Origin of the sequence: Cohnella thailandensis (genome assembly GCF_014212135.1) — a bacterium.
GTDB classification, from domain to species: domain Bacteria; phylum Bacillota; class Bacilli; order Paenibacillales; family Paenibacillaceae; genus Cohnella; species Cohnella thailandensis.
Map to the genome: position 1 here is coordinate 50,780 of NZ_JACJVQ010000017.1, position 23,999 is coordinate 74,778.

Annotated in this window: 20 protein-coding genes; 15 read left to right on the plus strand and 5 right to left on the minus strand. The window is 58.9% G+C overall.

The features are described from left to right. The first annotated feature begins 11 nt into the window (after window positions 1-11). From H7B67_RS18470 to H7B67_RS18530, 13 genes are all read left to right on the plus strand, one after another. The gene (locus H7B67_RS18470; protein ID WP_342592472.1) at window positions 12-518 is read left to right on the plus strand and encodes a PRC-barrel domain-containing protein; all 507 of its coding nucleotides are present in this window, start codon (window positions 12-14) and stop codon (window positions 516-518) included. A 22-nt stretch (window positions 519-540) separates the two neighbouring features. Continuing rightward, window positions 541-753, plus strand: coding sequence for a hypothetical protein (locus tag H7B67_RS18475; RefSeq protein ID WP_185121343.1), 213 nt, complete (start codon window positions 541-543; stop codon window positions 751-753). A gap of 153 nt (window positions 754-906) precedes the next feature. Then, the gene (locus tag H7B67_RS18480; protein ID WP_185121344.1) at window positions 907-1,977 is read left to right on the plus strand and encodes an AI-2E family transporter; all 1,071 of its coding nucleotides are present in this window, start codon (window positions 907-909) and stop codon (window positions 1,975-1,977) included. Between the two features lie 399 nt (window positions 1,978-2,376). Continuing rightward, a complete protein-coding gene (gene alaS, locus H7B67_RS18485) occupies window positions 2,377-5,010 on the plus strand; it encodes an alanine--tRNA ligase (protein WP_221468830.1) in 2,634 nt (877 codons plus the stop codon). Between the two features lie 199 nt (window positions 5,011-5,209). Continuing rightward, window positions 5,210-5,485 carry an IreB family regulatory phosphoprotein gene (locus H7B67_RS18490; protein WP_185121346.1) on the plus strand — a complete coding sequence of 92 codons (276 nt, stop codon included), beginning with the start codon at window positions 5,210-5,212 and terminating at the stop codon, window positions 5,483-5,485. Continuing rightward, entirely contained in the window at window positions 5,485-5,901 is a 417-nt protein-coding gene (ruvX, locus tag H7B67_RS18495; RefSeq protein WP_185121347.1) for a Holliday junction resolvase RuvX, read from the plus strand. Before H7B67_RS18490 ends, ruvX begins: the two co-directional genes overlap by 1 nt. Before the next feature lie 7 nt (window positions 5,902-5,908). Further along, window positions 5,909-6,211 (plus strand): DUF1292 domain-containing protein, encoded by a 303-nt coding sequence (locus H7B67_RS18500; protein WP_185121348.1) that lies wholly within the window; start codon window positions 5,909-5,911, stop codon window positions 6,209-6,211. Window positions 6,212-6,241: 30 nt separating this feature from the next. Next, window positions 6,242-6,553 (plus strand): DUF1292 domain-containing protein, encoded by a 312-nt coding sequence (locus H7B67_RS18505; RefSeq protein ID WP_185121349.1) that lies wholly within the window; start codon window positions 6,242-6,244, stop codon window positions 6,551-6,553. 246 nt (window positions 6,554-6,799) lie between these two features. Then, entirely contained in the window at window positions 6,800-8,215 is a 1,416-nt protein-coding gene (gene mltG, locus H7B67_RS18510; protein ID WP_185121350.1) for an endolytic transglycosylase MltG, read from the plus strand. A gap of 95 nt (window positions 8,216-8,310) precedes the next feature. After that, entirely contained in the window at window positions 8,311-9,243 is a 933-nt protein-coding gene (locus H7B67_RS18515) for a U32 family peptidase (RefSeq protein ID WP_185121658.1), read from the plus strand. A gap of 30 nt (window positions 9,244-9,273) precedes the next feature. Beyond that, a complete protein-coding gene (locus H7B67_RS18520; protein WP_185121351.1) occupies window positions 9,274-10,533 on the plus strand; it encodes a peptidase U32 family protein in 1,260 nt (419 codons plus the stop codon). A gap of 209 nt (window positions 10,534-10,742) precedes the next feature. Continuing rightward, a complete protein-coding gene (locus H7B67_RS18525) occupies window positions 10,743-12,878 on the plus strand; it encodes a methyl-accepting chemotaxis protein (protein WP_245363479.1) in 2,136 nt (711 codons plus the stop codon). Window positions 12,879-12,979: 101 nt separating this feature from the next. Further along, a complete protein-coding gene (locus H7B67_RS18530) occupies window positions 12,980-14,092 on the plus strand; it encodes a two-component system sensor histidine kinase NtrB (protein WP_185121352.1) in 1,113 nt (370 codons plus the stop codon). On the opposite strand, the gene H7B67_RS18535 is transcribed toward H7B67_RS18530, so the two are convergent. Then, window positions 14,081-15,001, minus strand: a complete 921-nt coding sequence (locus tag H7B67_RS18535; protein WP_342592471.1) for a DMT family transporter — start codon at window positions 14,999-15,001, stop codon at window positions 14,081-14,083. The two genes, H7B67_RS18530 and H7B67_RS18535, sit on opposite strands and share 12 nt — an antisense overlap. 202 nt (window positions 15,002-15,203) lie before the next feature. Here H7B67_RS18535 and H7B67_RS18540 point away from each other — a divergent pair, with 202 nt between their 5' ends. Then, window positions 15,204-17,030, plus strand: coding sequence for a penicillin-binding transpeptidase domain-containing protein (locus H7B67_RS18540; RefSeq protein ID WP_185121353.1), 1,827 nt, complete (start codon window positions 15,204-15,206; stop codon window positions 17,028-17,030). Window positions 17,031-17,049: 19 nt separating this feature from the next. Here H7B67_RS18540 and ytvI read toward each other — a convergent pair whose 3' ends face one another. Beyond that, window positions 17,050-18,255, minus strand: coding sequence for a sporulation integral membrane protein YtvI (gene ytvI, locus H7B67_RS18545; RefSeq protein WP_185121354.1), 1,206 nt, complete (start codon window positions 18,253-18,255; stop codon window positions 17,050-17,052). A 164-nt stretch (window positions 18,256-18,419) separates the two neighbouring features. Here ytvI and H7B67_RS18550 point away from each other — a divergent pair, with 164 nt between their 5' ends. Continuing rightward, complete coding sequence (locus H7B67_RS18550; RefSeq protein WP_185121355.1) at window positions 18,420-19,826, plus strand: polysaccharide deacetylase family protein; 1,407 nt, start codon at window positions 18,420-18,422, stop codon at window positions 19,824-19,826. Between the two features lie 71 nt (window positions 19,827-19,897). Here H7B67_RS18550 and ilvD read toward each other — a convergent pair whose 3' ends face one another. The 3 genes from ilvD to tyrS form a co-directional block, all read right to left on the minus strand. Then, complete coding sequence (gene ilvD, locus H7B67_RS18555) at window positions 19,898-21,586, minus strand: dihydroxy-acid dehydratase (RefSeq protein ID WP_185121356.1); 1,689 nt, start codon at window positions 21,584-21,586, stop codon at window positions 19,898-19,900. 245 nt (window positions 21,587-21,831) lie between these two features. Further along, entirely contained in the window at window positions 21,832-22,506 is a 675-nt protein-coding gene (locus tag H7B67_RS18560) for a 3'-5' exonuclease (protein ID WP_185121357.1), read from the minus strand. Window positions 22,507-22,688: 182 nt separating this feature from the next. Next, the gene (gene tyrS / locus H7B67_RS18565; protein ID WP_185121358.1) at window positions 22,689-23,951 is read right to left on the minus strand and encodes a tyrosine--tRNA ligase; all 1,263 of its coding nucleotides are present in this window, start codon (window positions 23,949-23,951) and stop codon (window positions 22,689-22,691) included. Between the last annotated feature and the right edge of the window lie 48 nt (window positions 23,952-23,999).

Here is a 23,999-nt window from a genome sequence, read left to right on the forward strand (position 1 = left end):
CCATAAGAAACGTGCAGCAACTGATCGGATTGCCCGTGTTTCTGGCTAACGGCAAGAAGGCCGGGCGAGTCCGGGATGTCGGTTTCGACGAATTCTGGCAGATCTCCTGCATCGTGCTTGACTCTCAGGTTTGGTTCCGAAGAGCCGTAAGAATCGTGCGGTGGCCGGATGTGACGAAGTGCGGCTCCGACGCCGTGATCATCCGCGACCGGCAAGCGATTATAACCATAAGAGCGAACGAGCTGCTGCGCTCCTTCCATACCGGCGTTGTGCAACTGAAGGAGCTGCCCGTATTCACGGAAGATGGACAAGAACTCGGCAGAGTGTCGGATGTTTATTTTCCCAAGACCGAGGGTACACAAATAATAGGTTACGAATTGACGGACGGATTTCTCGCGGATGTGTTCGAGGGCCGGCGGAAGCTGCTGCTTCCGGAAGGGCCCGAGGGCGTGACTCTGGGCGAAGACGCCATCCTGGTTCCTGCTTCCTGCGAGCGGATCTTGGAGAGGGATCCCTAATACGGAAAGATTAGGTGATAAGATGATGAGATGCCCGAACTGCAACTCCAAGGATATCGGCAAGATCGGTTCCCACCAGTTTTATTGCTGGAGCTGCTTTATCGAATTAACGGTGAACGGAGATAAAATGTCGGTCTATCAAGTGGAAGAGGACGGAACGCTAAGCTCCTTGGACGATTTGTTCTTCAGCGAATCGATTCCGAGCCAGGTTCAAGCGAACGGCTTGCAAGCTTGACAATCGTATCAATCGCAACACGAACGGGGGCGAAGCCGGTCAGCGGCTGACGTCCCCGTTTTTGTCTCCGGGAGGTTTACGGGCGCGGACAAGTACATATACTGAGTAGCAAAAAGGCCTTGAACGGCGGCCGAACGATTCGGGGTGGACACGTTGAACCGGTTAACCCAAAGCCGGCTGTTCGCGGTGCTCGTTCTTGCGATCCTGGCGCTTCTTGCTCTCTATATGCTTATACTCGTCCGTCCGCTGCTCGCCGCCGTCTACGATTTTCTCAAAGCCGTGCTGGCTCCGTTCCTCGTCGCCATGATTATCGCTTACGTGCTCAACCCGGTGGTCAGTCTCCTTAGCGAGCGCAAGGTACCGAGGACGGCCGCCGTTCTGCTCATCTACGCGATCTTCGTGTTCAGCTGCGCGGTCATCTTCGTCAACGTGACGCCGATGTTCGCGGGACAGGTTCGCGAGCTCAACGAGCACGTTCCCGAGCTGACGATGAAGGCCCAGAGCATGATCGATCACTTCAACAACAACGAATCGTTTCCGGAGAGCGTCCGCAAAGGCATCGACCGGGCGATATCGGGCGTCGAGAAGAAGATCGCCGACCGCATGGCGGCTTTCACGAACAATATCGGAGCCGTGATCAACGTCTTGTTCCTGGCGATGATCGTTCCTTTTCTGGCGTTCTACATTCTTAAAGACATGCAGGTCATCGAGCGGACCGTCTTCCGGTACGTGCCGAGGGACAAGCGGCAAGGGATGTCCCGAATGCTGAAGGAGATCGACGAGGCGCTCGGGAGCTACATTCGCGGGCAGCTGCTCGTGTCGGTGTGCATCGGGGTTCTGGCGTACATAGGGTATCTCATCATCGGCATGCCTTATCCGCTGCTTATGGCGTTTTTCGTCGCGCTGTTCGATATTATCCCGTACCTGGGTCCTTACTTCGGAGCCCTGCCGGCGCTGGTCATGGCGATGACGATCTCTTGGAAAATGGCGCTGCTCGTGGCGATCGTCAATACGGCGTGCCAGTTCCTCGAGAGCAACGTCATCAGCCCGCAGGTCGTCGGACGGACGATGCACGTGCATCCTCTTACGATTATTTTCGTCCTGCTCGTAGGCGGCGAGCTCGCGGGCATCGTCGGCCTGCTGCTGGCGGTGCCGTTCTATGCGGCGATGAAGGTCGTCGTGCAGCATCTGTTCGCCTATTACGTAAGGCGAAAAACCGTTTGACAGTAGGGAAACGGCTTGACTATAATCAATTAAGATTGCTCATAGTTATCAAAGCGCTGACAAGACAAGAGTACGTCGCAGCCCGCATGGCCAGAGAGAAGATTCCTACGTATTTCCTTAGTCGTTCACGGATGTGGACTCCGGCGGAAATACTTGGCTGAGAGAACTTCGATGCGAAGAACGACGGAAGCCGGTCTTGGAGCTCGATACATCGACGGTTGGGCCCGTTAACGCCCTTCTAAGGCGATTGCCGCGCTTGAACGCGAGGCGATAACCAGGGTGGTACCGCGAACGATTCGTCCCTGATTTTCAGGGGCGTTTTTTATTTGTTCGGGGGGTTAGGAAGGTACCGGTCGTCCACTTTATTCGAAAATAGGAGGTTGTTTCGCAGTGAAACCGATGAAAGCCGCGGAGATCCGCGAGAAATGGCTGCAATTCTTCGCCAGCAAGAACCATCACGTCGAGCCGAGCGCCTCGCTCGTGCCGCACAACGACCCGTCACTGCTCTGGATCAACGCGGGAATGGCTCCGCTTAAGCCTTATTTCGACGGACGCGTGAAGCCGGAGAACCCGCGCATCACGAACTCGCAGAAGTGCATCCGCACGAACGACATCGAGAACGTCGGCAAGACCCGCCGCCACCATACGTTCTTCGAGATGCTGGGCAACTTCTCGATCGGCGACTACTTCAAGGAAGAAGCGATTACCTGGGCATGGGAGTTCCTGACCGGTCCGGAATGGATCGGCTTCGAGCCGGAGAAGCTGTCGGTCACGATTCACCCCGAGGACGAAGAGGCGTTCCGCCTCTGGAACGAGAAGATCGGCATTCCGGCGGAGCGCATCGTGAAGCTGGAGGACAACTTCTGGGATATCGGCGAAGGTCCTTGCGGCCCTTGCACCGAGATCTTCTACGACCGCGGCGAGAAGTACGGCGACCTGTCCGATCCCGATTGCACGCCGGGCGGCGAGAACGAGCGCTTCCTCGAGGTGTGGAACCTCGTGTTCTCGCAATTCAACCACAACAAGGACGGCAGCTATACGCCGCTGCCGAACAAGAACATCGACACCGGCGCCGGCCTCGAGCGCTTCGCGTCGATCGTCCAGGACGTCGATTCCAACTTCGACACGGACCTGTTCCAGCCGATCATCGGCCATGCGGCCCGCATCGCCGGAATCGAGTACAAGGACAATGCCGAGCATGACGTGGCGCTGAAGGTCATCGCCGACCACATCCGCACGGTAGCGTTCGCCGTCGGCGACGGCGTGCTTCCTTCGAACGAAGGCCGCGGCTACATTATCCGCCGCCTGCTGCGCCGCGCCGTCCGTTACGGCAAGGTCATCGGCATCGACCGTCCGTTCCTGTGGGAGCTCACTCCGACCGTCGGCGACATCATGGGCTCGCACTACGCGGAAGTCGTCGAGAAGCGCGAATTCATCGAGAAGGTCATCCGCACCGAGGAAGAGCGGTTTCACGAGACGCTGAGCGACGGCCTGTCCATCCTCGCCGATCTTGTCGGCAAGGCGAGAGCGCAAGGCGTCGGCCGAATCTCCGGTCCGGATGCGTTCAAGCTGTACGACACGTACGGCTTCCCGTTCGACCTGACGGAGGACTACGCGGCCGAGCAGGGCATGACGGTCGATCGCGAAGGCTTCGACGCTTCGATGGAAGAGCAGCGCGAACGCGCCCGTTCCGCCCGCCAAGAGACGGACAGCATGAAGGTGCAAGGCGGCGCGCTCTCCGAGCTGACCGAGAAGAGCGAATTCGTCGGCTATGACAGCCTCGTCGCCGAAGCGCGCGTCGTCGCCATCGTATCCGGCGACAGCTTCGTCGATGCCGCCGGCACGGACGAGAGCGTGGCGGTCATTCTGGACCGCACGCCGTTCTACGCCGAGAGCGGCGGCCAAGTGAGCGACACCGGCGTGCTGGCAGGCGCCGGCGGCGCGACCGCGGCCGTGAACGGCATGAGCAAGGCGCCGCTCGGCCAGCCGGTCCACCACGTGACGGTGACGTCCGGGACGCTGAAGGTCGGCGACGTCGTTACCGCCAGCGTCAACGCGGCGGACCGCGGCGACATCGTCCGCAACCATACGGCGACGCACCTTCTGCACAAGGCGCTGAAGGAAGTTCTCGGCCAGCACGTCAACCAGGCGGGCTCGCTCGTCGAGCCGGAGCGTCTGCGCTTCGACTTCTCGCACTTCGGCGCGATCACGGCGGAAGAGCTCGCGGACGTCGAGCGCCGCGTCAACGAGCAGATCTGGATCGGCACGGAGCTCGACATCGGCCTGAAGCCGATCGCGGAAGCGAAGGCGATGGGCGCGATGGCGCTGTTCGGCGAGAAGTACGGCGACATCGTCCGCGTCGTCCGCGTCGGCGACTACAGTCTCGAGCTGTGCGGCGGCTGCCACGTCAAGAACACGTCGCAGATCGGCCTGTTCAAGCTCGTGAGCGAGAGCGGCATCGGCTCCGGCGTTCGCCGGATCGAAGCGGTCACCGGGCGCCACGCTTACGCCTACCTGGACGACCAGCTCGGCCTTCTGCGCGGCGCGGCGGCCTTGCTCAAGAGCGGCGTGGCCGACGTGCCGAAGCGCGTCGAGGCGCTGCAAGCCGAGCTGCGGCAAGCGCAGCGCGACGCCGAATCCCTGCAGGGCAAGCTGAGCCGCCTGGAAGCGGCCGACCTCGCGAGCTCCGCGAAGGAAGTCGGCGGCGTCACGCTGCTGGCGGCTCAAGTGAACGCGTCCGGCATGGACGCGCTCCGCGGCGTGGCGGACGAGCTTAAGGCGAAGCTGGGCTCCGCGGTGCTCGCGCTGGGCGCGGTCGACGGAGACAAGGTGCAGCTCGTCGTCGCGGTGACGCCGGACCTGATCGGCAAGGGCCTGCACGCGGGCAAGCTGATCAAGGAGCTGGCGGCGATCTGCGGCGGAGGCGGCGGCGGCAAGCCGGAGCTCGCGCAAGCGGGCGGCAAGGACCCGTCCAAGCTGCAGGAAGCGCTTGAAGCGGCGTCTTCCCTCGTATTGGGTCAATTGAAGGGCTAATCTTTAATCGCGAACGCAAAGCTCCTTCGGCGTCATCGGGCGCAGAAGGAGCTTTTGCTTGGCGGGAGCTTCCAATCGTCCGTAGGAGGGTCTCCGAAGGCGTTTTCGGCATGGGACTAAGGTCGCTGACGCGCTTCCATTTCCTGTCCGTCCGAGAATGTGTTATGATGGATTGTATCGAGAAAGCGAGGTGCTGGAGATGAGCTCATCGGACAAGAATTACATGGATCAGACGGTGAAATTCGACGTCGTTCCTGACCCTGAAGAGGTATCTTCCAAAGATATCTTTCTGTCTGTGTACGACGCGTTGGTGGAGAAGGAGTACCATCCCATCAACCAGATCGTAGGCTATCTTCTCTCCGGTGATCCGGCCTACATCCCCCGCCACAAGAACGCGCGGAGCCTGATTCGGAAGAAAGAACGCGACGAGCTGATCGAAGAGCTGGTCCGCTTCTATCTGGAGAAGAACCGATAATGCCAAGAATCATGGGATTGGATTACGGGGACAAGCGGATAGGGGTAGCCGTCAGCGACGCGTTCGGCTGGACCGCGCAGGGCGTGGAGGTTATCGTCAGGAAGACGGAAGGCGATTATCTCGAACGGATTCGCGAGCTCGTCCGCGAGCACGAGGTCGAATCGATCGTCGTCGGATTGCCGAAGAACATGAACGGAACGATTGGTCCGCGAGGAGAGATTTGCCAGGCATTCGCGGAAGAATTGAGGCAGACGCTAGATATTGCCGTACACATGTGGGATGAGCGGCTCACGACCGTCGCCGCTCAGCGGACGCTGCTGGAAGCGGACGTCAGCCGGGCGAAGCGCAAGCAGGTCGTCGACAAGATGGCGGCGGCGCTGCTGTTGCAGAACTATTTAGACTCCAAGACGAGGTGAGAGACGAATGGCAGAGATCAACCGCGAGGAAGAAGCGGAAATCATTTATATCCCGGACGAGGACGGCAACGACGAGGCTTTCGAAGTCATTATGAAGTTCGAGCCGGACGACGGGACGAACCGCAAGTACATGATGATCGTCCCCGCCGACGACGAGGATGAAGAGCAAGAGGTTCTTGCCTTCCGTTACGAGGAAGAGAACGACGAAATCCAGCTGTTCCCGATCGAAGACGAGGAAGAGTGGGATATGGTCGAAGAAACGTTCAACACGCTGACGGCCGAGTTCGGCGCGGATGAAGACGATAAATAACGACCCGCCGGAGCGGATGGAGGGCAAGGGATGAGCGAAGCGAATTCGGCAAGCGGAGGAACTCCCTCGCTTAAGGAATTGTTCGGCCGTACGATAGAGCTGGAGGGAGAGGACGGCGCATCCGTTCTCTGGACGCTTCTGGCCGAGCTTCAGGTCGAAGGACGGAGCTATGCCGTGCTGCAGTCCGACGCCATGCGCAAGGACGGGGACATCGAGATTTTCCGCGTCGTTTATGACGGCGCGAACGCCCCGCAGCTGGAATCCGTCGAGGACGACGAAGAGTGGGAGAACGTCTCGGAAGCTTACGACGATCTCCAGTTCGGCAGCGACGATCGTCCGTAAGCGGCTCCGCGGCGGCCGGTCCTCATACTCGGCTTGAGAAAGCAGCGGCAAGTCAGGATCGTAGAAGAGCGGGCGACCGCTCTTTTGCTTGAGTAAGCATCGCCCGGAATGACTTCATCGGGTAATCGCTGACCGCATGGGGAGATTTCGATGACCCGTGCACGCAGACTTGCGATAAGTCTCGCGCGCTAACGGAAGCGGACGGGCAAGCATGCTGGCTTGATAGAATCGGCAGGAGGGAAGGGAATGAGCAAAGAGCACGACGGAGCTCCGGAAGGCTGGAGATCGGTCTACTCTGATCGACAAGAAGAGAAAACGGAACACGACGAAGATACGAAGCCGGTCCGGGGGGAATGGAATCGCTCCGAGCTGCGCAGGGGGACGCCGTCCCACGAGGAACCTGCGACAACCGATACGCAGCGGGCGGCACCCCTATCGAACGCCGAGCCGAATCGTCCGGATGTCGGGTATCCGCGCGAGTTCTTGAACGCGGAGGAGGAAGCGTCGAGGGGGAAGAAGCCGAAGGCCGACGACGCGCCATCCGCTTCCGCGCAGAAGGAGACGGGAGCTAAGACGGGATCCGGAGGGAAGAGAAGGAAGAAGGCCAGGCCTTTGCTTTGGTCGTTCTTTATCGCGTTCGGACTCGTGCTGATCGCGGTATGCTCCGGCCTGTTCTACTTATGGAACGGCTTCCGGACGCCATCCGCTTCCGATATTCCCGTGAAGGTTACGATCGCGAAGGGGATGAGCGCGAACGAGGTAGCCGAAGAGCTTAAGGAACAAGGTCTTATCAAGAACTCTTTCCTATTCAGCATGTGGCTTAAATATAAAAACGAAGGCTCCCGCTTCCAGGCGGGGGACTACGAGATGAATCCGGGCATTACGCGCGAGCAGATCATCGCGAAGCTGAACGCGGGCGATACGGTCGCCGCCGCAACGATCAAGTTCACGATTCCCGAAGGCTTCACCGTCGTTCAAATGGCGGATCGGCTCTCCGAAGCGGGTTACGTGGACAAGGCGGCCTTCCTGGAAGCGGTGCGGAATCCGCAAGCCGTAACGGGTTCGACGTGGACGAAGCAGATTCCGGACGATTCGGATCTTCGTTATCCGCTCGAAGGCTATCTGTTCCCGGAGACGTACGAGATGAAGCAAGGCTCTACGCCGGCCGACGTCGTCAACCGGATGGCCTCGGAGCTGGATCGCAAGCTCGACAGCCTGCCGGAGGATTGGCAGACGGTGCTCGAGGAGCGCGGAATGACCGTTCACGAGCTGCTGACGATGGCGTCTCTCGTAGAGCGCGAGGTCGTTCTCGACGAGGAGCGTCCGATCGTCGCCGGCATCATCAAGAATCGGCTCGACAAGAAGATGCCTCTGCAGATCGACGCGACGATCCAGTATCTGCTCGACAAGCAGAAGGAGAAGCTGAGCACGGACGATTTGAAGGTGGACAGCCCTTACAACACCTATCAGAATCCGGGCTTGCCGCCCGGACCGATCGCCAGCCCGAGCCTCAAGTCGATTCAGGCGGTCCTCTATCCGGAAGAATCGGATTACCTGTACTACGTCACGAAGAAGGACGGCTCGAACAAGCATCTCTTCGCCGTGACCTATAAACAGCACCAGAAGAATATTCAAACAAGCGAGCAAAACGCGAAAAAATAAGGTTTGCTCCGGCGGCCCGGCGATCGTTCTTCCTACCTCCAGCAGGAGTCGTCGGGAGCGGTCGCCGGGTCGTCATGATTAGAGAAGGGACGATTATCGCTATGAGAACGGAATTGCTGGCCGCCGCCGGCTCGATCGAACAGATGGAACGATATATCGAAGCGGGAGCGAATGCCGTGCTTATCGGCGAAGCGCGCTTCGGAATGAGGCTGCCCGGGAACATTCCGGAGGACCGGATCGCCGAAGCGATAGACCGGGCCCATCGGGCCGGCGCCAAAGCGTACGTCTCCGTGAACAAGCTCTTCCGCAACTCGGAGCTTCCGGCGCTGCCGGGCTATCTGAAGCGGCTGGCGGAGGCGAAGGCGGACGCGGTCGTCTTCGGCGATCCCGCCGTTCTTCTGAACGTCAGGGAGGCCGCTCCGGAGCTTCCCCTGCATTGGAACGCGGAGATGACCGGCACGAATTCGGCAACGTCCGCGTACTGGGGACGGAGAGGCGCCGTACGTTCCGTGCTGGCGAGAGAGCTCAACGAAGAAGAGATCCTGGATCTGAAGGGACGGTCCGGCATGGAGATTCAAGTGCAGGTCCACGGGATGACGAACATCTACCACTCCCAGCGCAATCTGCTCCAGAGCTATATGGATCATCTGGGACGGGAAGCCCGGCTTGTCGAGCAAGGCCCCGATCGCGGCCGCTTCCTGGTCGAGGCGGAACGTCCGGAGGAGAAGCTTCCGGTCTACGAGGACGAGAACGGCACCCATGTGATGAGCGCCGACGATATCGCCCTGCTGGAGGCGCTACCGGAGCTTTTGAACGCGAGGGTGGACAGCTTGTACATCGAGACGCTGCTTAAGCCGGAGTCGTACAACCTGACGGCCATACGGATTTATCGCCAAGCGATCGAAGCCTGGGAGCGGGATCCGGAAGGGTACGAATGCCTCGAGGAATGGCTGGACGCCTTGCACGGGCAGCAGCCATCGGACCGCGAGCTTAGCTTCGGCTTCCTCTACAAGGAACAGGTCTATTGATCGCATTCGGCGACAAAGGAGGAGAGAACCATGAACGGCACGATAGAGAGAACGGCTAACGGCGGCAAGGGCAAACGATACCGGCTGGACAAGCCGGAGCTGCTCGCTCCGGCGGGCAGCCTGGAGAAGCTGAAGATCGCCGTCCACTACGGGGCGGATGCCGTCTATATCGGCGGGCAGAAATACGGGCTTCGCTCGAATGCCGACAACTTCAGCTTCGAGGAGATGCGCGAGGGAGTCGAGTTCGCCGCCCGGTACGGGGCGAAGGTGTTCGTCGCGACGAACATTTACGCGCACCAGGAGGACCTCGAGGGCATCGAGGAGTATTTGCGACGGCTGGAGGAGGTCGGGATCTCGGCGATCATCGCGGCGGATCCGATCATCGTCGAGACGGCGATGCGCGTTGCTCCGGGACTGGAAGTCCACCTGAGCACCCAGCAGTCGACGATGAACTGGCAAGCCGTCGACTATTGGAAGCAGGAGGGGCTGCCGCGGGTCGTCCTGGCCCGTGAGACTTCCATGGAAGAGATCCGGGAGATGAAGGAACGCGTCGACATCGAGCTCGAGGTATTCATCCACGGAGCGATGTGCTCCTCGGTCTCCGGTCGGTGCGTGCTCTCCAACCACTTTACGGACCGGGATTCGAACCGCGGCGGCTGCTGCCAATCCTGCCGCTGGAAGTACGATCTTCACGAAGGCGGAGTCTCCGTCATGGAAGAAGGAGACAATCCGTTCACGATGGGCAGCAAGGATCTGTGCATGATCAAGCACGTCCCGGATCTTATCGAAGCCGGAGTGGACAGCTTTAAGATCGAAGGCAGAATGAAGAGCATTCACTATGTCGCCTCCGTGGTCAATGCCTACCGCCAGGCGATCGACAGCTATATGGCCGATCCGCAGCGCTACGAGCTGAACCCCGCCTGGGTAGAGGAGATCGGCAAGGCGGCGAACCGGCCGCTGAACACCGGGTTCTTCTATTCGACCCCGGGAGCGGAAGAGCATATTTACGAAGCGGAAGAGAAGCCGGCGCCGTACGATTTCGCCGCCCTCGTGCTCGATTACGACGAGAGTACCGGAATCGCGACCGTTCAGCAGAGAAGTCCGTTCCGTCCCGGAATGGAGGTCGAATTCTTCGGTCCGGGCGGCCGAAGCTTCAAGCAGAAGCTCGGAGAGCTGACGGACGAGCAAGGCAATCCGCTCGACGCGGCGAGGCACCCGCTGCAGGCGATCAAGCTTCGCACGGACCATCCCGTCGAACGGTTGGATCTGATGAGAAAACGTATTATGTAAAATGTTCCAACGACTTTTGTAAAATGCTCTAAAAAAACAAATTGAACCCTAAACGAACAGGATATCCAAACGGACTTGTCGAATTTTCCAGTCGATGAAGAATAATCATTGTCAGAACAAGGCAAAGATTGTATCTTTATTGGGGGAATATTTGACAAGTCTTTTTTTCTGCTTCTATTCGTCACATTGAGCCGGAGGGGTTGCATCAGATGAAAAAAACAACATGGCGCGAGCGAATGAATGCCGTGAACTGGAAGAAAGGATCGGAGACCGTCGGCGGTCTTGCGCGAAGCGTGAAAGGGCAGCTCAAAGAGACGAAGTTGTCGAACCCTGTTCGCTCGGTAGGCATGAAGCTGTTCATCCTTATTTTCTGCGGGATTCTGGTGTGCGTCGTTTCGCTAGGAATCTTCTCTTACAATAAGTCGAAGTCGATTATCGAGTCTAAGATTTCCGAAGCCAGCCTGGAGACGGCCTCGCAGACGGCGGGGCGGATCGACCTGCTGCTCAGCAACTACGAACGCAAGACGATGGAGTTTCTCTCCGACCAGGAATTTCTTTCCCTTATCAGCACGACCTTGACGACGTCGGACGATTACGAGAAATTCGACAGCCAGCGGACGATCTCGACGAAGCTGAGCTCGATCATGCTGTCCGACAATATGCTGACGGGGATCTACCTTCTTCCGACGACTCCGGGGATGGACGTGATCGGAACCTCCTCTTCCGGCGGCATGCCCGACATCTCCGAGGAAGCTCCGGCGTTCGCCCAGAAGATGCTCGAAGCCTCGGGCAAGGTCGTGTGGGTGCCGACGATGACGGGCGGCATCTCGGGCAACCAAAGCGTCCAGACGATCGCGGTAGGCCGGGCGCTTCTGAACGTGGGCAGCGGCAAGACGCCGTACCTGCTCGTTCTGGAGATCAATCTCGAAACGCTGCAATCGGTGCTGAGCACCGTGAAGTTCGGCGAAGGAAGCCAAGCGTACATAGTGGCGGAAGACGGCACGAACGTCATTTCGCCGAATCCGGAGGAGCTCGGGCAGCCGTATAAATACGATCTGCCGGGCGAGAGCGGCTCTTCCAAGATCAAAGCCGACGGCAAGTCGACTTTGTCCGTAGCGGCGATAACGGGCACGGCCGGCTGGAAGGTCGTCGGCAACATTCCGGTGAGCACGCTGGTGGAATCGGCGGGCGCCATCAAGACGCTGACGATCGTCATGAGCATCGTGTCCGCTCTGATCGCGGCGGGAATCGGAATCCTGATCGTGTGGAATATCGGGCGTCCGCTCGGTCAAATCCGCACGCTCATGAACGAAGGGGAACGCGGCAACCTGACGGTTCGCTCCCGCATCAAGCGCTCGGACGAGATCGGGCAAGTGGCGGACAGCTTCAACCGCATGATGGAGCAGATCACGGGACTCGTCATGCAGACGACGTCCTCCGCCGCGGAAGTGCTGGCGACCTCGGCCTCGCTGTCGGACGCGTCGCATAAGACGGCCGGCTCCGCGAAGGAGATCGCGGTCGCGACCGAAGAGATCGCTTCGGGCGCGACGAACCTGGCCGTCGAATCCGAGCGCGGAAGCGAGATGACCAGCTCGATAGGCGAGCAGGTGCAGTCCGTTATCGCGGCGAACACCGAGATGGGCCAATCCGCTTCGGAAGTCGAAGAGGCGAGCCGCAAGGGTACGGATTATATGGCCGCGTTGATGGAGAAGACGAGCCAGACCGAAGAGATGACCCGATCGATGGTCGAGAAGGTCGACAAGCTCAAGGACAGCACGGGATCGATCCGCAAAATTCTCGAAGTGCTGGGCAACCTGACGAAGCAGACGAACATCCTGTCCTTGAACGCGACGATCGAGGCCGCCCGGGCAGGAGCGGCGGGCAAAGGCTTCATGGTCGTCGCCGACGAAATCCGCAAGCTGGCGGACCAATCGAGACATTCCATCGGAGTGGTCGGCGAAGTCGTCCAGTCGATCCAGAGCGAGATCGACGAGACGGTGCACGTTCTCTCGGACGCGTACCCGCTCTTCCAAGCCCAGATCGAAGCGGTGCGCGACGCGAACCAGATTTTCCAGAACGTGCAGTACCAGATGAGCGGGTTCGTGCAGAAGCTGGACTCCGCGACCGAATCGATCAACCACCTCGAGGGCGCCCAGTCGACGCTGTCGCTCGCCATGACGAACGTGAGCGCGGTCGCGCAGCAAGCCTCGGCGACATCGGAGCAGGTCGCTTCTCTCAGCAACGAGCAGCTTAACGTCAGCGAAGGCCTTGTCGAGCTGTCGAACCGCTTGGAGCAAGTATCCAAGGAGCTGAAGGATTCGCTGTCCCGGTTTACGGTGGCGTAATTCCAGTCTTTATTGCAAAGGGCTTTTCGCCGGAACCTACGAGTCGGCGAAAAGCCCTTTATTCCTTCATAAGACTAAAAAAAGAGGTGAGAGACACACAGATGGATATCCGCTTAGGCACCCCTGGTTTGCAGGATGAAGTCCAGCGCCTTCATCATATGAATCAACTCATTCTGAATTCGGTCGATCAAGCGATTTACGGGGTCGATCTGAGGGGCAACGTTATTTTCTGGAATGCCGCGGCCGAGAAACTAACGGGATATTCCATGGATGATTTTAAAGATAAACGCATCCATGATCTCATTCACCATACGAACATGAACGGAGAGCGGGTTCCGCTGCAGCATTGTCCCATCAATCACGCTCTCGCCGGCGGCCATAGATTGACCGTTAGCCGGGATATATTTTGGCGCAAAGACGGGGCTTGTTTTCCGGTGGAATATTCCGTTAACCCCATGATCGAGAAGGGAGTGCATATCGGCTGCGTCCTTACCTTCCGGGACATGACCGAGAAGGATAAAACGAACGAGCTTCTGATGGGATGGGAGAAAATGACATCGGTCGGCCAGCTCGTCTCCGGAATCGCCCATGAGATCAAAAATCCCCTTACGGTCTTGAAGGGCTTCTTGCGGCTTATCGCCCATTCGTCAACCGTGAACGACCAATACATAGGAATCATGAACGGCGAATTCGATCGCATCGAGGGGATCGTTCAAGAGCTTCTGACCTTCGCCAAGCCGGAAAGCACGCTGTACGAGAATAAAGACGTTCGGAAAATCGTCGAGCAGACCGTCGTGTTGATGGAGCCGCAAGCGTTGGAGAAGAGCATCCAGCTGGTCGCGTTTAACGACAGCGAGCCGTTGACCGTCCATTGCGTGGAATCCCAGATCAAGCAGGTGCTGATCAATCTCATCAAAAACGCCATCGAAGCGATGGACAACAAAGGAACTATCGTCGTTAGAACTTTTCTCCGGGATCGCATGGCGGCCATTCAAGTCTCGGATCAGGGCCCGGGCATACCGGAACCTCAGCTCCAACGTATCGGAGAGGCCTTCTACACGACCAAGGAGAACGGAACGGGCTTAGGTTTAATGGTGACGAACAACATCGTACGGTGCAATCACAATGGATACATAGAGGTGCGCAGCCAACTAGGCATCGGCACCTCGTTTACGGTCTTTCTTCCGGCGGCGGAAACGGATTCAACCGGCTAACGCTTCCGGCGTTTCCTGGGCCGCTCCATTCTGCTCCGATCTCATGTACAGGATGAGGCCGACGATCACGCAGGCTCCGCCGGCCAGCTGCGCCGCTCCGAGATATTCCCCGAAGAGGAAAATGCCGAGAATCGAAGCTCCGACGGGCTCGGCGAGCACGGTCATCGAGATCGTCGTCGCTTTGACATGCTGAAGCAGCCAGTTGAAGATCATATGCCCCAGCACCGTGGGAACGACGGCCAGGAGGACGAACAGCAGCCATTCTCGGGCCGGATAATCGAACATGGGCGTCCCCGTCGCCAGATTATAAAGGGCGAAGCACAGGAACGTGATCGCGAACGCGATCAAGCTGTACAAGTATGAGGGGATGCGCGACATCAACCTCTTGGCGATCAGCATGTTCGCGACGATAGCCAGGGTACCCAGGAAGCTAAGCAGGTCTCCGAGAAGCGCGTCGCCGGATCCCCCGGAATCCCCCGAACCTACGGTGACCACGCCGAGAATCGCCAGCAGCATGCCGAGCAGCGCGCGGCGGGACGATCGCTCCTTGAACGCGAAATAAGCGCCGATCATGACGAGCACGGGCTCGAGCGACAGAATGATGGTCGAGCTCGCGATGGACGTATAGGTCAAGGAGGCCATCCAGAGAAGGAAATGCAGAGCGAGGAAGAAGCCGGCCAAGCCAAGGAGCAGCCAATCCTTCCCGGAGATACGGCGTGCCGCGCCGGCCTGTTTGGCTCCGAACGGGAGCATGACGAGGATGGTGAACAGCATGCGGTACATTCCTTGGACGGATACGGGAGCGTCGGAGAAACGGACCAAGATAGGGGCGAAAGAGATCGCGACCATCCCGATGATCAGCGGAATGGCCGGCGAGAGACGCGGCGCGGAGGATGTTGCGGATTTCACTTTTGATGTTCCTTCCCGGAATTCCTAGTCTAAGTAGTTCGAATGTCTTGATGTATTGGCGGAATAGCCTATAGCATTCTACCGGAGTCGCCCGTTTTTTTCAATATGCCGGACTGCGGAACGGTCCGATTCGAACGCCCGCCTAAGAGGGGAATAAGCTGGCAATACTATCCACTAAGACTAGCGGAAAAGAGGGCTTCCCGTGGATAGGCGAATTTCGGCGCGGCTCGTTCAGGTTCTTCTTGTGTTTGCTATCGCTTTCGGCACGATCGAACTCCGAATGGCTTGGATACAGTTGCGAGCCGGGCGGCAGCACTCCGTTCCGACACTGGAACGGAGCGCCGCGCTTCAACGGTCGGACAGCCTGGAGCTGGATACGGGAAGGGCTCTGTTCCTGGATCGGACGGGGGCGTCCTTGACCGGGGAGACGGTCAAGGCGCTGGCGGTTTATCCCGCCGGCGGGATGCCGAGAGGAACGGAGCCGTCGGTCGAACGGCTCGCCGCCATTCTTAAGCAGGACAAGGGGAAGCTCGAGGCTTGGATGAACGGGCTGCGAGCCGCGGACGTGTGGCGAGCCGCGGACGGCAAACGCGCTTACGCCCTGACAGACGAGCAAGCGAAGGAGATCGGCAAGCTACGGCTTGCCGGCGTCGTCGTGCTTCCTTATCGCAACCGGTATCCGGCGCAAACCGCGCTATCGGCCCTTCATGCGATCGGCTACGTCTCGCAGAACCCGGAGAGAATGAGGTCGCTTTACGGCGAAGCGTTAACCAAGCGCAAGCTGCGGCTATCGGATTCGATCGGCGGGGCGGGGCTGGAGCTGAGCCTGGACCGCTGGATCCAGGGAGTCGGGAGAACGGAAGCGATCGTCGTGACCGATGCGGCCAGAAGGCCCCTAAAGGGACTGGGGCTGCGAATTCACGGGCCGGATAATCTCCATTATCCGCTTCAGGTCCGAACGACGATCGATTCGCGTATTCAAGAAGCGGCCCAGACGGTTATGGAGAAGCATGGGATCAAGCAGGGAGCGGTCGTCGTGCTGGATGCGGACAATGCCGACGTGCTCGCCATGCTGTCCTACCCCTCCTACGACCCGAATCATATCGGATTGGAGGGCACCGACGAGAGCAATCACGCCCTTATCGCCGTTCCGCCGGGCTCGATCTTCAAGACCGTGACGCTGGCCGCGGCGCTTGAGGCGGGCGTAACCGACCTGTCGGAACGGTTCCGCTGCCAAGGCCATTACGGACGATATGGCCTGAAGTGCTGGCGAGAGAAAGGCCATGGAGTGATTACGCTGGAGGAGGCGTACGCCGAGTCGTGCAACGTCGTATTCGCGGCGCTTGCGGAGCGCCTTCATCCCGCGGCCCTGCAGAAGACCGCCGACCGTCTGGGCATCGGGAGGCAGGTGGGTTGGCACGCGGACGATTTCTTGAACGGGGGACCGCTTCGTCTCCTGCAGGAGGAGCAGGCGGGAACGGTGTTCGAGAGCGTCGACGCCGGGAAGGACGGCGGTGTCCGAACCGGGACGGGAATCGGACAGCGCGACGTCCGCGTGACGCCGCTTCAGGCGGCGAACCTGGCGGTCACCCTGCTTCACCAAGGGCGCGTGCTGGCGCCTCGCATCGTGAGCGAGCTTCGATACGCGGACGGCGACGTGCTCACCAAGCTGCCTTCACAGGCGTCCCCGTCCGCGTACGGAGCCATCCAACCGAAGACGGCTTCGATCCTCCGGCATGCCATGCGTTCCGTCGTGCTGGAGGGCACGGCGGAGCATACGCTTGGCGACGCAAAGCGGCCGCTGGCGGGGAAGTCGGGAACCGCGGAGCTGGGAGGAGCGAAATCGTCGCACAACGATCACTGGTTCATCGGCTACGGACCCGCGGAGGGCCAAGCCCGGTACGCGGTCGCCGTGCTGATCGAGAACCAGCGGGCCGGGTCCCGCAACCGGGCTTCCGAGCTGTTCGGCGAAATCATGGAACGGCTGCTTGAGCCGCCGGCAAAGAAAACCCCTTCCTCCGGAAAATAAGAGGAAGGGGTTGCTAACGTTACGGCTTAGGCGGCTTCTTCGAGCGCCGCCAGAGCTTCTTGCGCTCGGCGGAAGGCTGGGCCGGGAAGGCGGCTTCTTCGCCGCCGGCGGCGGTTGCCTGCTGGGGAGCAAGCGGCGAGACGTCGAACTCCTCGCGGGGAAGCCGGATCCATCGCTGCAGGTACCCTTGATCGTACAGGGCTTTAAGCAGAATCATCAGCACCGGCGCAAGGATCAGGCCGATAACGCCGAAGAAGGATAAGCTCACCATCATGAAGGCCAGCATCGTAAAGGCGGAGACGCCGACGGTTTGACCCGTGATCCGAGGCTCCAGGAACTGCCGCGTGAGCGTGACGACGATCAGCAGAACCGCAAGCCAGATGGCCAGCACGGTTTTGCCGACGATGAGAAGGTAGATGATCCAAGGGATGAACAGCGTGCTTACCCCGAGCAGCGGGAGCACGTCGAACACGCCGGCAAGCAGCGAGATAGCGAAGGCGTTGTTCACGTTCAGCAGGAGCAGCGCGATAAAGATGACGATGAAGGTAATCGAGATCAGCTTCGCCTGGGCGGAGAAATAAGCCCCGATTCCGCGAAAGACGTTGGCGCGCAGAAACTCGGAGGAATTCTTCAGCGTCTTGGGGAAGCGGTCTTTGGCGAATCGGCGCCAGCTGTCGATCTCCACGCTCAGGAAGTACGCCAGGATGATCGCGATGCCGAAATTAACGAGAAACGAGGAGAACGAAGTGACGAACGACACGAGCCAATTCAAGAAATCGACCGCGAGATCGGTGCCTTTTTGCGTGACCCACTCGATCGCTTCGTTCGCTTTCTCGGTGATGTCCGGCGGAAGCCTGTCCGAATGCTCTTGAAGCTCATGGGTGAGATAATCGATTTGCGCGGTAATCTCGTCCTGATACTGAGGCAGCTTCGCGCTCAATTGTTCGATCTGCGAGTAGAAGATAAAGCCGAGCCCGGCGAGAGCGCCCAGAAGAACCAGGACGAACAGGAGAACGCTGATCCCCGAGGCGATGGCCTTGCGGATTCCGATCCGGTGAAGCCTCTTGGCGAGCGGTTCGATGCAGAAAAAGACGACGAACGAAAGAAACACGGGAGTGGCGATATGGTACAAATAGCTGAAAATAAACATGACTAGCCATACGGTCACCGCCAGGACCGCGATGTCGAAGGCGGTTCTCCAATACTTTTGATACAAGGACAACATCCGATTCCAACCACCCTTGCCGAAATATACGTGCCCGATCTAACTCCCATTGTACACGATCGAAAAAAAGAATTCTCCCCGGCCTGTCTATTTCGGCGCCCTATGATAAAATAAGAGACGAACAGATAAGATAATTCCACAGATGGGTGAAATGGTGAGTTGAGATGGACAGAATCGTTTGGTGGCTTTTTTCTTTTTTGACCTTATACGACTTTATTCCGGGGTTGATCAGCCGCGTATTCGGGTTTCGGGTGTTTCGCCGGGGGCAAGCGGGGCAAGAAATCGCCATTACGTTCGACGACGGGCCCAATCCCGAGTATACGCCCCGATTGCTCGACCTGCTGAAGCGGCATAACGCCAAGGCAACCTTCTTCGTCGTAGGCGCCAAGGCGGAGAAGCATCCGGAGATCATCAAGCGCATGTACGACGAAGGGCATTCGATCGGCATCCACAATTACGTGCACCGCAGCAATTGGATCATGAGCCCGCGCACGGTGAAGCGGCAGGTGCAGCGCACGTCGGATATCCTTTACGAGATAACGGGCCGCCGCCCGATGTTTTACAGGCCGCCATGGGGCATTCTGAACCTGTTCGACTTCGCCCAGCTGCGCCACTATCAAATCGTGCTCTGGTCGGGGATGTTCGGCGATTGGAAGGTAAAGACCGGCGAAGAGAAGCTGTATCGCCGAATGAGAAAGCAGCTTGCTCCCGGAGAGGTATACGTTCTGCACGACTGCGGAACGACGTTCGGTGCGGACGAGCGGGCGCCCGAGATGATGCTCGCCGCGCTGAGCCGCATTCTGGACGACGGAGACCGGATGGGCCTGCGCTATGTCGGAGTTGGGGAGCTGATCGAGATTACGGAGACGATCAAGGCGGACGAGAAGGAGCGCCGGGCCGCGGGCGGCAAGCAAGAGGGGCGGAACGGACGAAGCGTGCCCAAGCCCGGGCCGATGAAGAGGCTCGTCGTTTGGCTCTGGATGCAGTGGGAGAAGTTGTTCCATGTAATCTTCCGGGTGAAGCCGATCGGGGACGGCGATTTCATGCATTACCGAATTGTCCGTTATTCTGGTAAAGAGCTCAGATTCGATAATGGATCCGTACTGAAGCGCGGGGATAAGGTACTGGAGATGCACTTCGATAACGAGAAGATGTATGAGGTTGGCATGAATGCGAAGTCCTCCGTCCACATCGCGATTCGGGTCATTCGAGAGGTTCAGCGCGCTTTGCCCGACATGGCCAAAGAGATCAAGAGGATCGACAAGGACGAGAGCATTAAGGCGCTTTATGGAGTATCCATGATCAATCGGGGCGCGGAGGGGCTAGGCTTCGAGACATTCGACCTGCCGAAGGGTCTTTTCTCCATAATGACACAGTGGTACTTAAAACTGCTGATGAGTATCATCCATCCTGAAGGCGGAGGAAGAGTACGCAAGCACAGGGACACGATCGAGCCACGCATTATCGCCATGGCTCGAGAACGGGCGCTCTCTTGGGAGAGCGGCGAGAAGTCCGCCGAGATCAGCGAGGCTTATCGCTCGAAGCGGCCCGGCTTGGCGGCGAAGGAATAATAGCATGTATTGTCAAAACAAACGGCTGTCCCTCGGAGGGACAGCCGTTTGTTTATGATGGAGGAATTGTCTTACAGCTTCATGACGCCGCCCTTGGAGGCGTTCGTCACCATCGCCGAGTAGCGGGCGAGGTAGCCGCGCTTGATCTTCGGCTCGAAGCCCTTCCAGTTGGCGCGGCGGCGCTCCAGCTCTTCGTCGCTCACTTCGAGCGTGATCGTGCGGTTGTTCATGTCCAGCTCGATCATGTCGCCGTCTTCGACGAAGGCGATCGGTCCGCCTTCGGCCGCTTCCGGGGAAACGTGGCCGATCGAGATCCCGCGGGACGCGCCGGAGAAGCGGCCGTCGGTGATCAGGCCGACCTTCGTGCCGAGGCCCATGCCGACGATCTGCGACGTAGGAGCGAGCATCTCCGGCATGCCGGGGCCGCCCTTCGGTCCTTCGTAGCGGATAACGACGACGTGGCCTTCCTTGACCTTGCCTTCGGCAAGCCCTTGAAGCACTTCGTCCTGGGAGTCGAAGCAGATCGCCGGTCCGCGGTGGTAGCCGCCGACGGACTTGTCGACCGCGCCGACCTTGATGATCGAACCGCCCGGAGCCAGGTTGCCGAACAGAACGGACAGTCCGCCTTCCTTCGAGTGCGGATCGTCGATAGGACGGATGACGCTGTGATCCTTGATCTCGCTGCCGGCGACGTTCTCGCGAAGCGTCTTGCCGGAAACGGTCAGAACGTCGCCGTTCAGCGCGCCTTCCTTCTTGAAGAGCTCGTTGATGATGGCGCTGACGCCGCCTGCCAGGTGCAGGTCTTCGATGTGGTGGTCGGAAGCCGGAGCGAGCTTGGACAGGTAAGGAACGCGCTTAGCCACTTCGTTGATGCGCTCGATCGGATATTCGATGTCCGCTTCGTGAGCAAGCGCCAGCGTATGGAGGACGGTGTTCGTCGATCCGCCCATCGCCATGTCGAGCGCGAACGCGTTGTCGATCGAATCCTTCGTCACGATGTCGCGAGGCTTGATGTCGGCCTTGATCAGCTCCATCAGCTGCTTGGCCGATTGCTTCACGAATTCGCGGCGTTCCGGAGCGACCGCGAGGATCGTTCCGTTGCCCGGCAGGGCGAGGCCGAGAACTTCGGCGAGACAGTTCATGGAGTTCGCGGTGAACATGCCGGAGCAGGAGCCGCAGGTCGGGCAGCCGTATTGCTCGAGCTCGGTCAGGCTCTTCTCGTCGATCTTGCCGGTCATGTACGCGCCGACGCCTTCGAAGACGGAGGTCAGCGAGATCGCGCGGCCGTCGCTCGTGCGGCCGGCCTTCATCGGGCCGCCGCTGACGAAGATCGTCGGGATGTTGATGCGCAGGGCGGCCATCATCATTCCGGGAGTGATCTTGTCGCAGTTCGGGATGCAGACCATGCCGTCGAACCAGTGGGCGTTCACCATCGTCTCGACGGAGTCGGCGATGATCTCGCGGCTCGCGAGGGAATAACGCATGCCGATGTGACCCATGGCGATGCCGTCGTCGACGCCGATCGTGTTGAATTCGAACGGAACGCCGCCGGCCTCGCGGATGGCTTCCTTCACGATCTTGCCGAACTCCTGCAGGTGGACGTGTCCGGGAACGATGTCCAGGTAGGAGTTGCAGACGGCGATGAACGGCTTGCCGAAATCTTCTTCCTTCACGCCGGCAGCGCGCAGCAAGCTGCGGTGCGGAGCGCGGTCAAACCCTTTTTTGATCATATCGGATCGCATTTTTTTGGGTGCGGGCATAACGAGAGTTCCTCCATTCGTGTAGAGACGATGATATTTTTAAGAATAATTCTAACATATTATTATAGAGACTTGCTATATGGGATAGGCAGGGAGATTGGCGGCTAACGTATCATTAGACGTCGAAAACCGACATCTTTCTACACTAAATTCTCCTATACGGATGAAAATGAACGGGGAGCAGGGAATATCGAATGCGGCGGGGGCGATATTATGGTAACCAAAAGAAACCTCCAAAACCCTTTTCAGGGCTTGGAGGTTTGTTTGCCGTCGGGAAACAACTTCGCCAGGGCGGCGAAGGGCAGGTTCTCGTAATGCTCGGTCTTGTACACGATCTCCGATTCCAGCTTAGACTCGTCCGACAGCTTGTTCCGGCGGAATTGCAGTTGATCGAACAGCTTCACGAGAATTTGGGCGGTGTTGACCGCATCGTCCATCGCGCGATGATGGGAACCGACGAACGGAATCTCCAACAGCTCGAGCGCGTTTTTTAACCCCATCTGCTGATGCTTCTCCAGCTTAAACGTCTTGGACAGCATCTTCTGCAGGTTGTTGTGGTTGAGAATCCATGCCGTGGACACTTTCTGCTCGCGGCATTCCTGAACGAGCTGGCGGTGGTCGTCCGGTCCCCAGGCGCAGAGAAAATACTCCTCGGGGCCGATCCATTCCACGAAGCTGCGAATGGCGCCCTCCAGCGTGTTCGCTCCGGCGACGTCCTCTTGCCGAATCCCCGTGAAGGAGGTCGTGTCCTCGGTCAGGATCGGCACGACGACCGGCCTTACGAACGTCTGGAAAGTATCGACGATCGTCGGGGTCCCGTCCTTCGCTTGAACCTTGGCGGCCCCGATCTCTATGATTTCGGCTACTTGGCCTTTTTTGCGGCGTACGGTCATTTCCAGATCATAAACGATATAAGTCAAGATGGTCACACCTCATCATAACCTAAAGCTCCAAAAACATGCTTTCGTTATTATAAGCTTCCGCCCGATTTTTGTCATGGTTATGCGATGGGAGAAACGAAAAAAAAGAAAGGCAGTCCGTCGCTAGGGACAGGCTGCCTTCCGAATAGCTCCGAGCCCTATTAACCCGGGCGTTTCCAAGCTTAACCGAGCTTGACGAGGCTGTATTTCTTTTTGCCCTTGCGGATGATGATGAAGCGCCCGCCGATCGCGTGCTCCTCCGTCACCTCGAGCTCGAGGTCCGTCACGCGGTCGCCGTTCAGGTAGATCGCGCCGGCGGCCAGATCCTCGCGAGCCTGGCGTTTCGACGGCACGATGCCCACGTCGACGAGCCATTCCACGATATTCTTCGGCTCTCTGCCCGCGGTAAACGTCGGCATCTCCTTGAAGCCTTGCTCGATCTCGTCCGCCGTCAGGGAGCGGATGTCTCCGCTGAACAGCGCCGCCGTAATTCTCTTAGCCTGCTCCAATGCTTCCTCTCCATGGACGAAGCGGGTCATCTCTTCGGCCAGCGCCTTCTGGGCTTCGCGCTTATGCGGCTCCGTCTCGACCTTCCCGGCCAGCGCTTCGATCTCTTCCTTGCTCAGGAAGGTGAAGTACTTCAGGTATTTCACGACGTCGCGGTCGTCGGTGTTCGCCCAGAACTGGTAGAACTCGTAAGGGGTCGTCTTGTTCGGATCGAGCCAGACGGCGCCGCCGGCCGTCTTGCCGAACTTGGTGCCGTCCGCCTTCAGCATCAGCGGGATCGTCAGGGCGAAAGCTTCGGCTTCCGGACCTTCCTTCTTGCGGATCAGGTCGAGGCCGCTCGTGATGTTGCCCCATTGGTCGGAGCCGCCGATTTGCAGCTGAACGTCCTCGTTCCGGTACAGGTGCAGGAAGTCGAGCGATTGCAGGATCTGGTAGGAGAACTCCGTGAAGCTGATACCGCTCTCGAGACGGCTTGAGACGACGTCCTTCGCCAGCATCGTGTTGATGCTGAAGTTCTTGCCGTAATCGCGCAGGAAGTCGATGACGTTGATCTTATGCGTCCAATCGTAGTTGTTGACCATGCGCACTTGGCTCGCGTCGTTGTCGGTGACGAACAGCTTCTTCATCTGCGCGGTGAGCGCGTCCACGTTCGCTTGAACCTGCTCCATCGTCTGCAGCGTGCGCTCGGACGCGCGGCCGCTCGGATCGCCGATCGTTCCGGTCGCCCCGCCGATCAGGATGACCGGTCGATGGCCGGCCAATTGGAATCTCTTCAGCACGATGAACGGGATGAGGTGGCCGACGTGCATGCTGTCGCCGGTCGGGTCTACGCCGCAGTATAGCGATACGGCTTTCTTGTTCGTCAGCTCGCGAAGCCCCTCCGCGTCCGATTGCTGGTTGATGGCGTCGCGCCACTCGAGTTCGTCGATAATGTTCAATGGATACAGCCCCTCTTCTTAGAAAATAAAAAAACGCCCCTCGTCTAA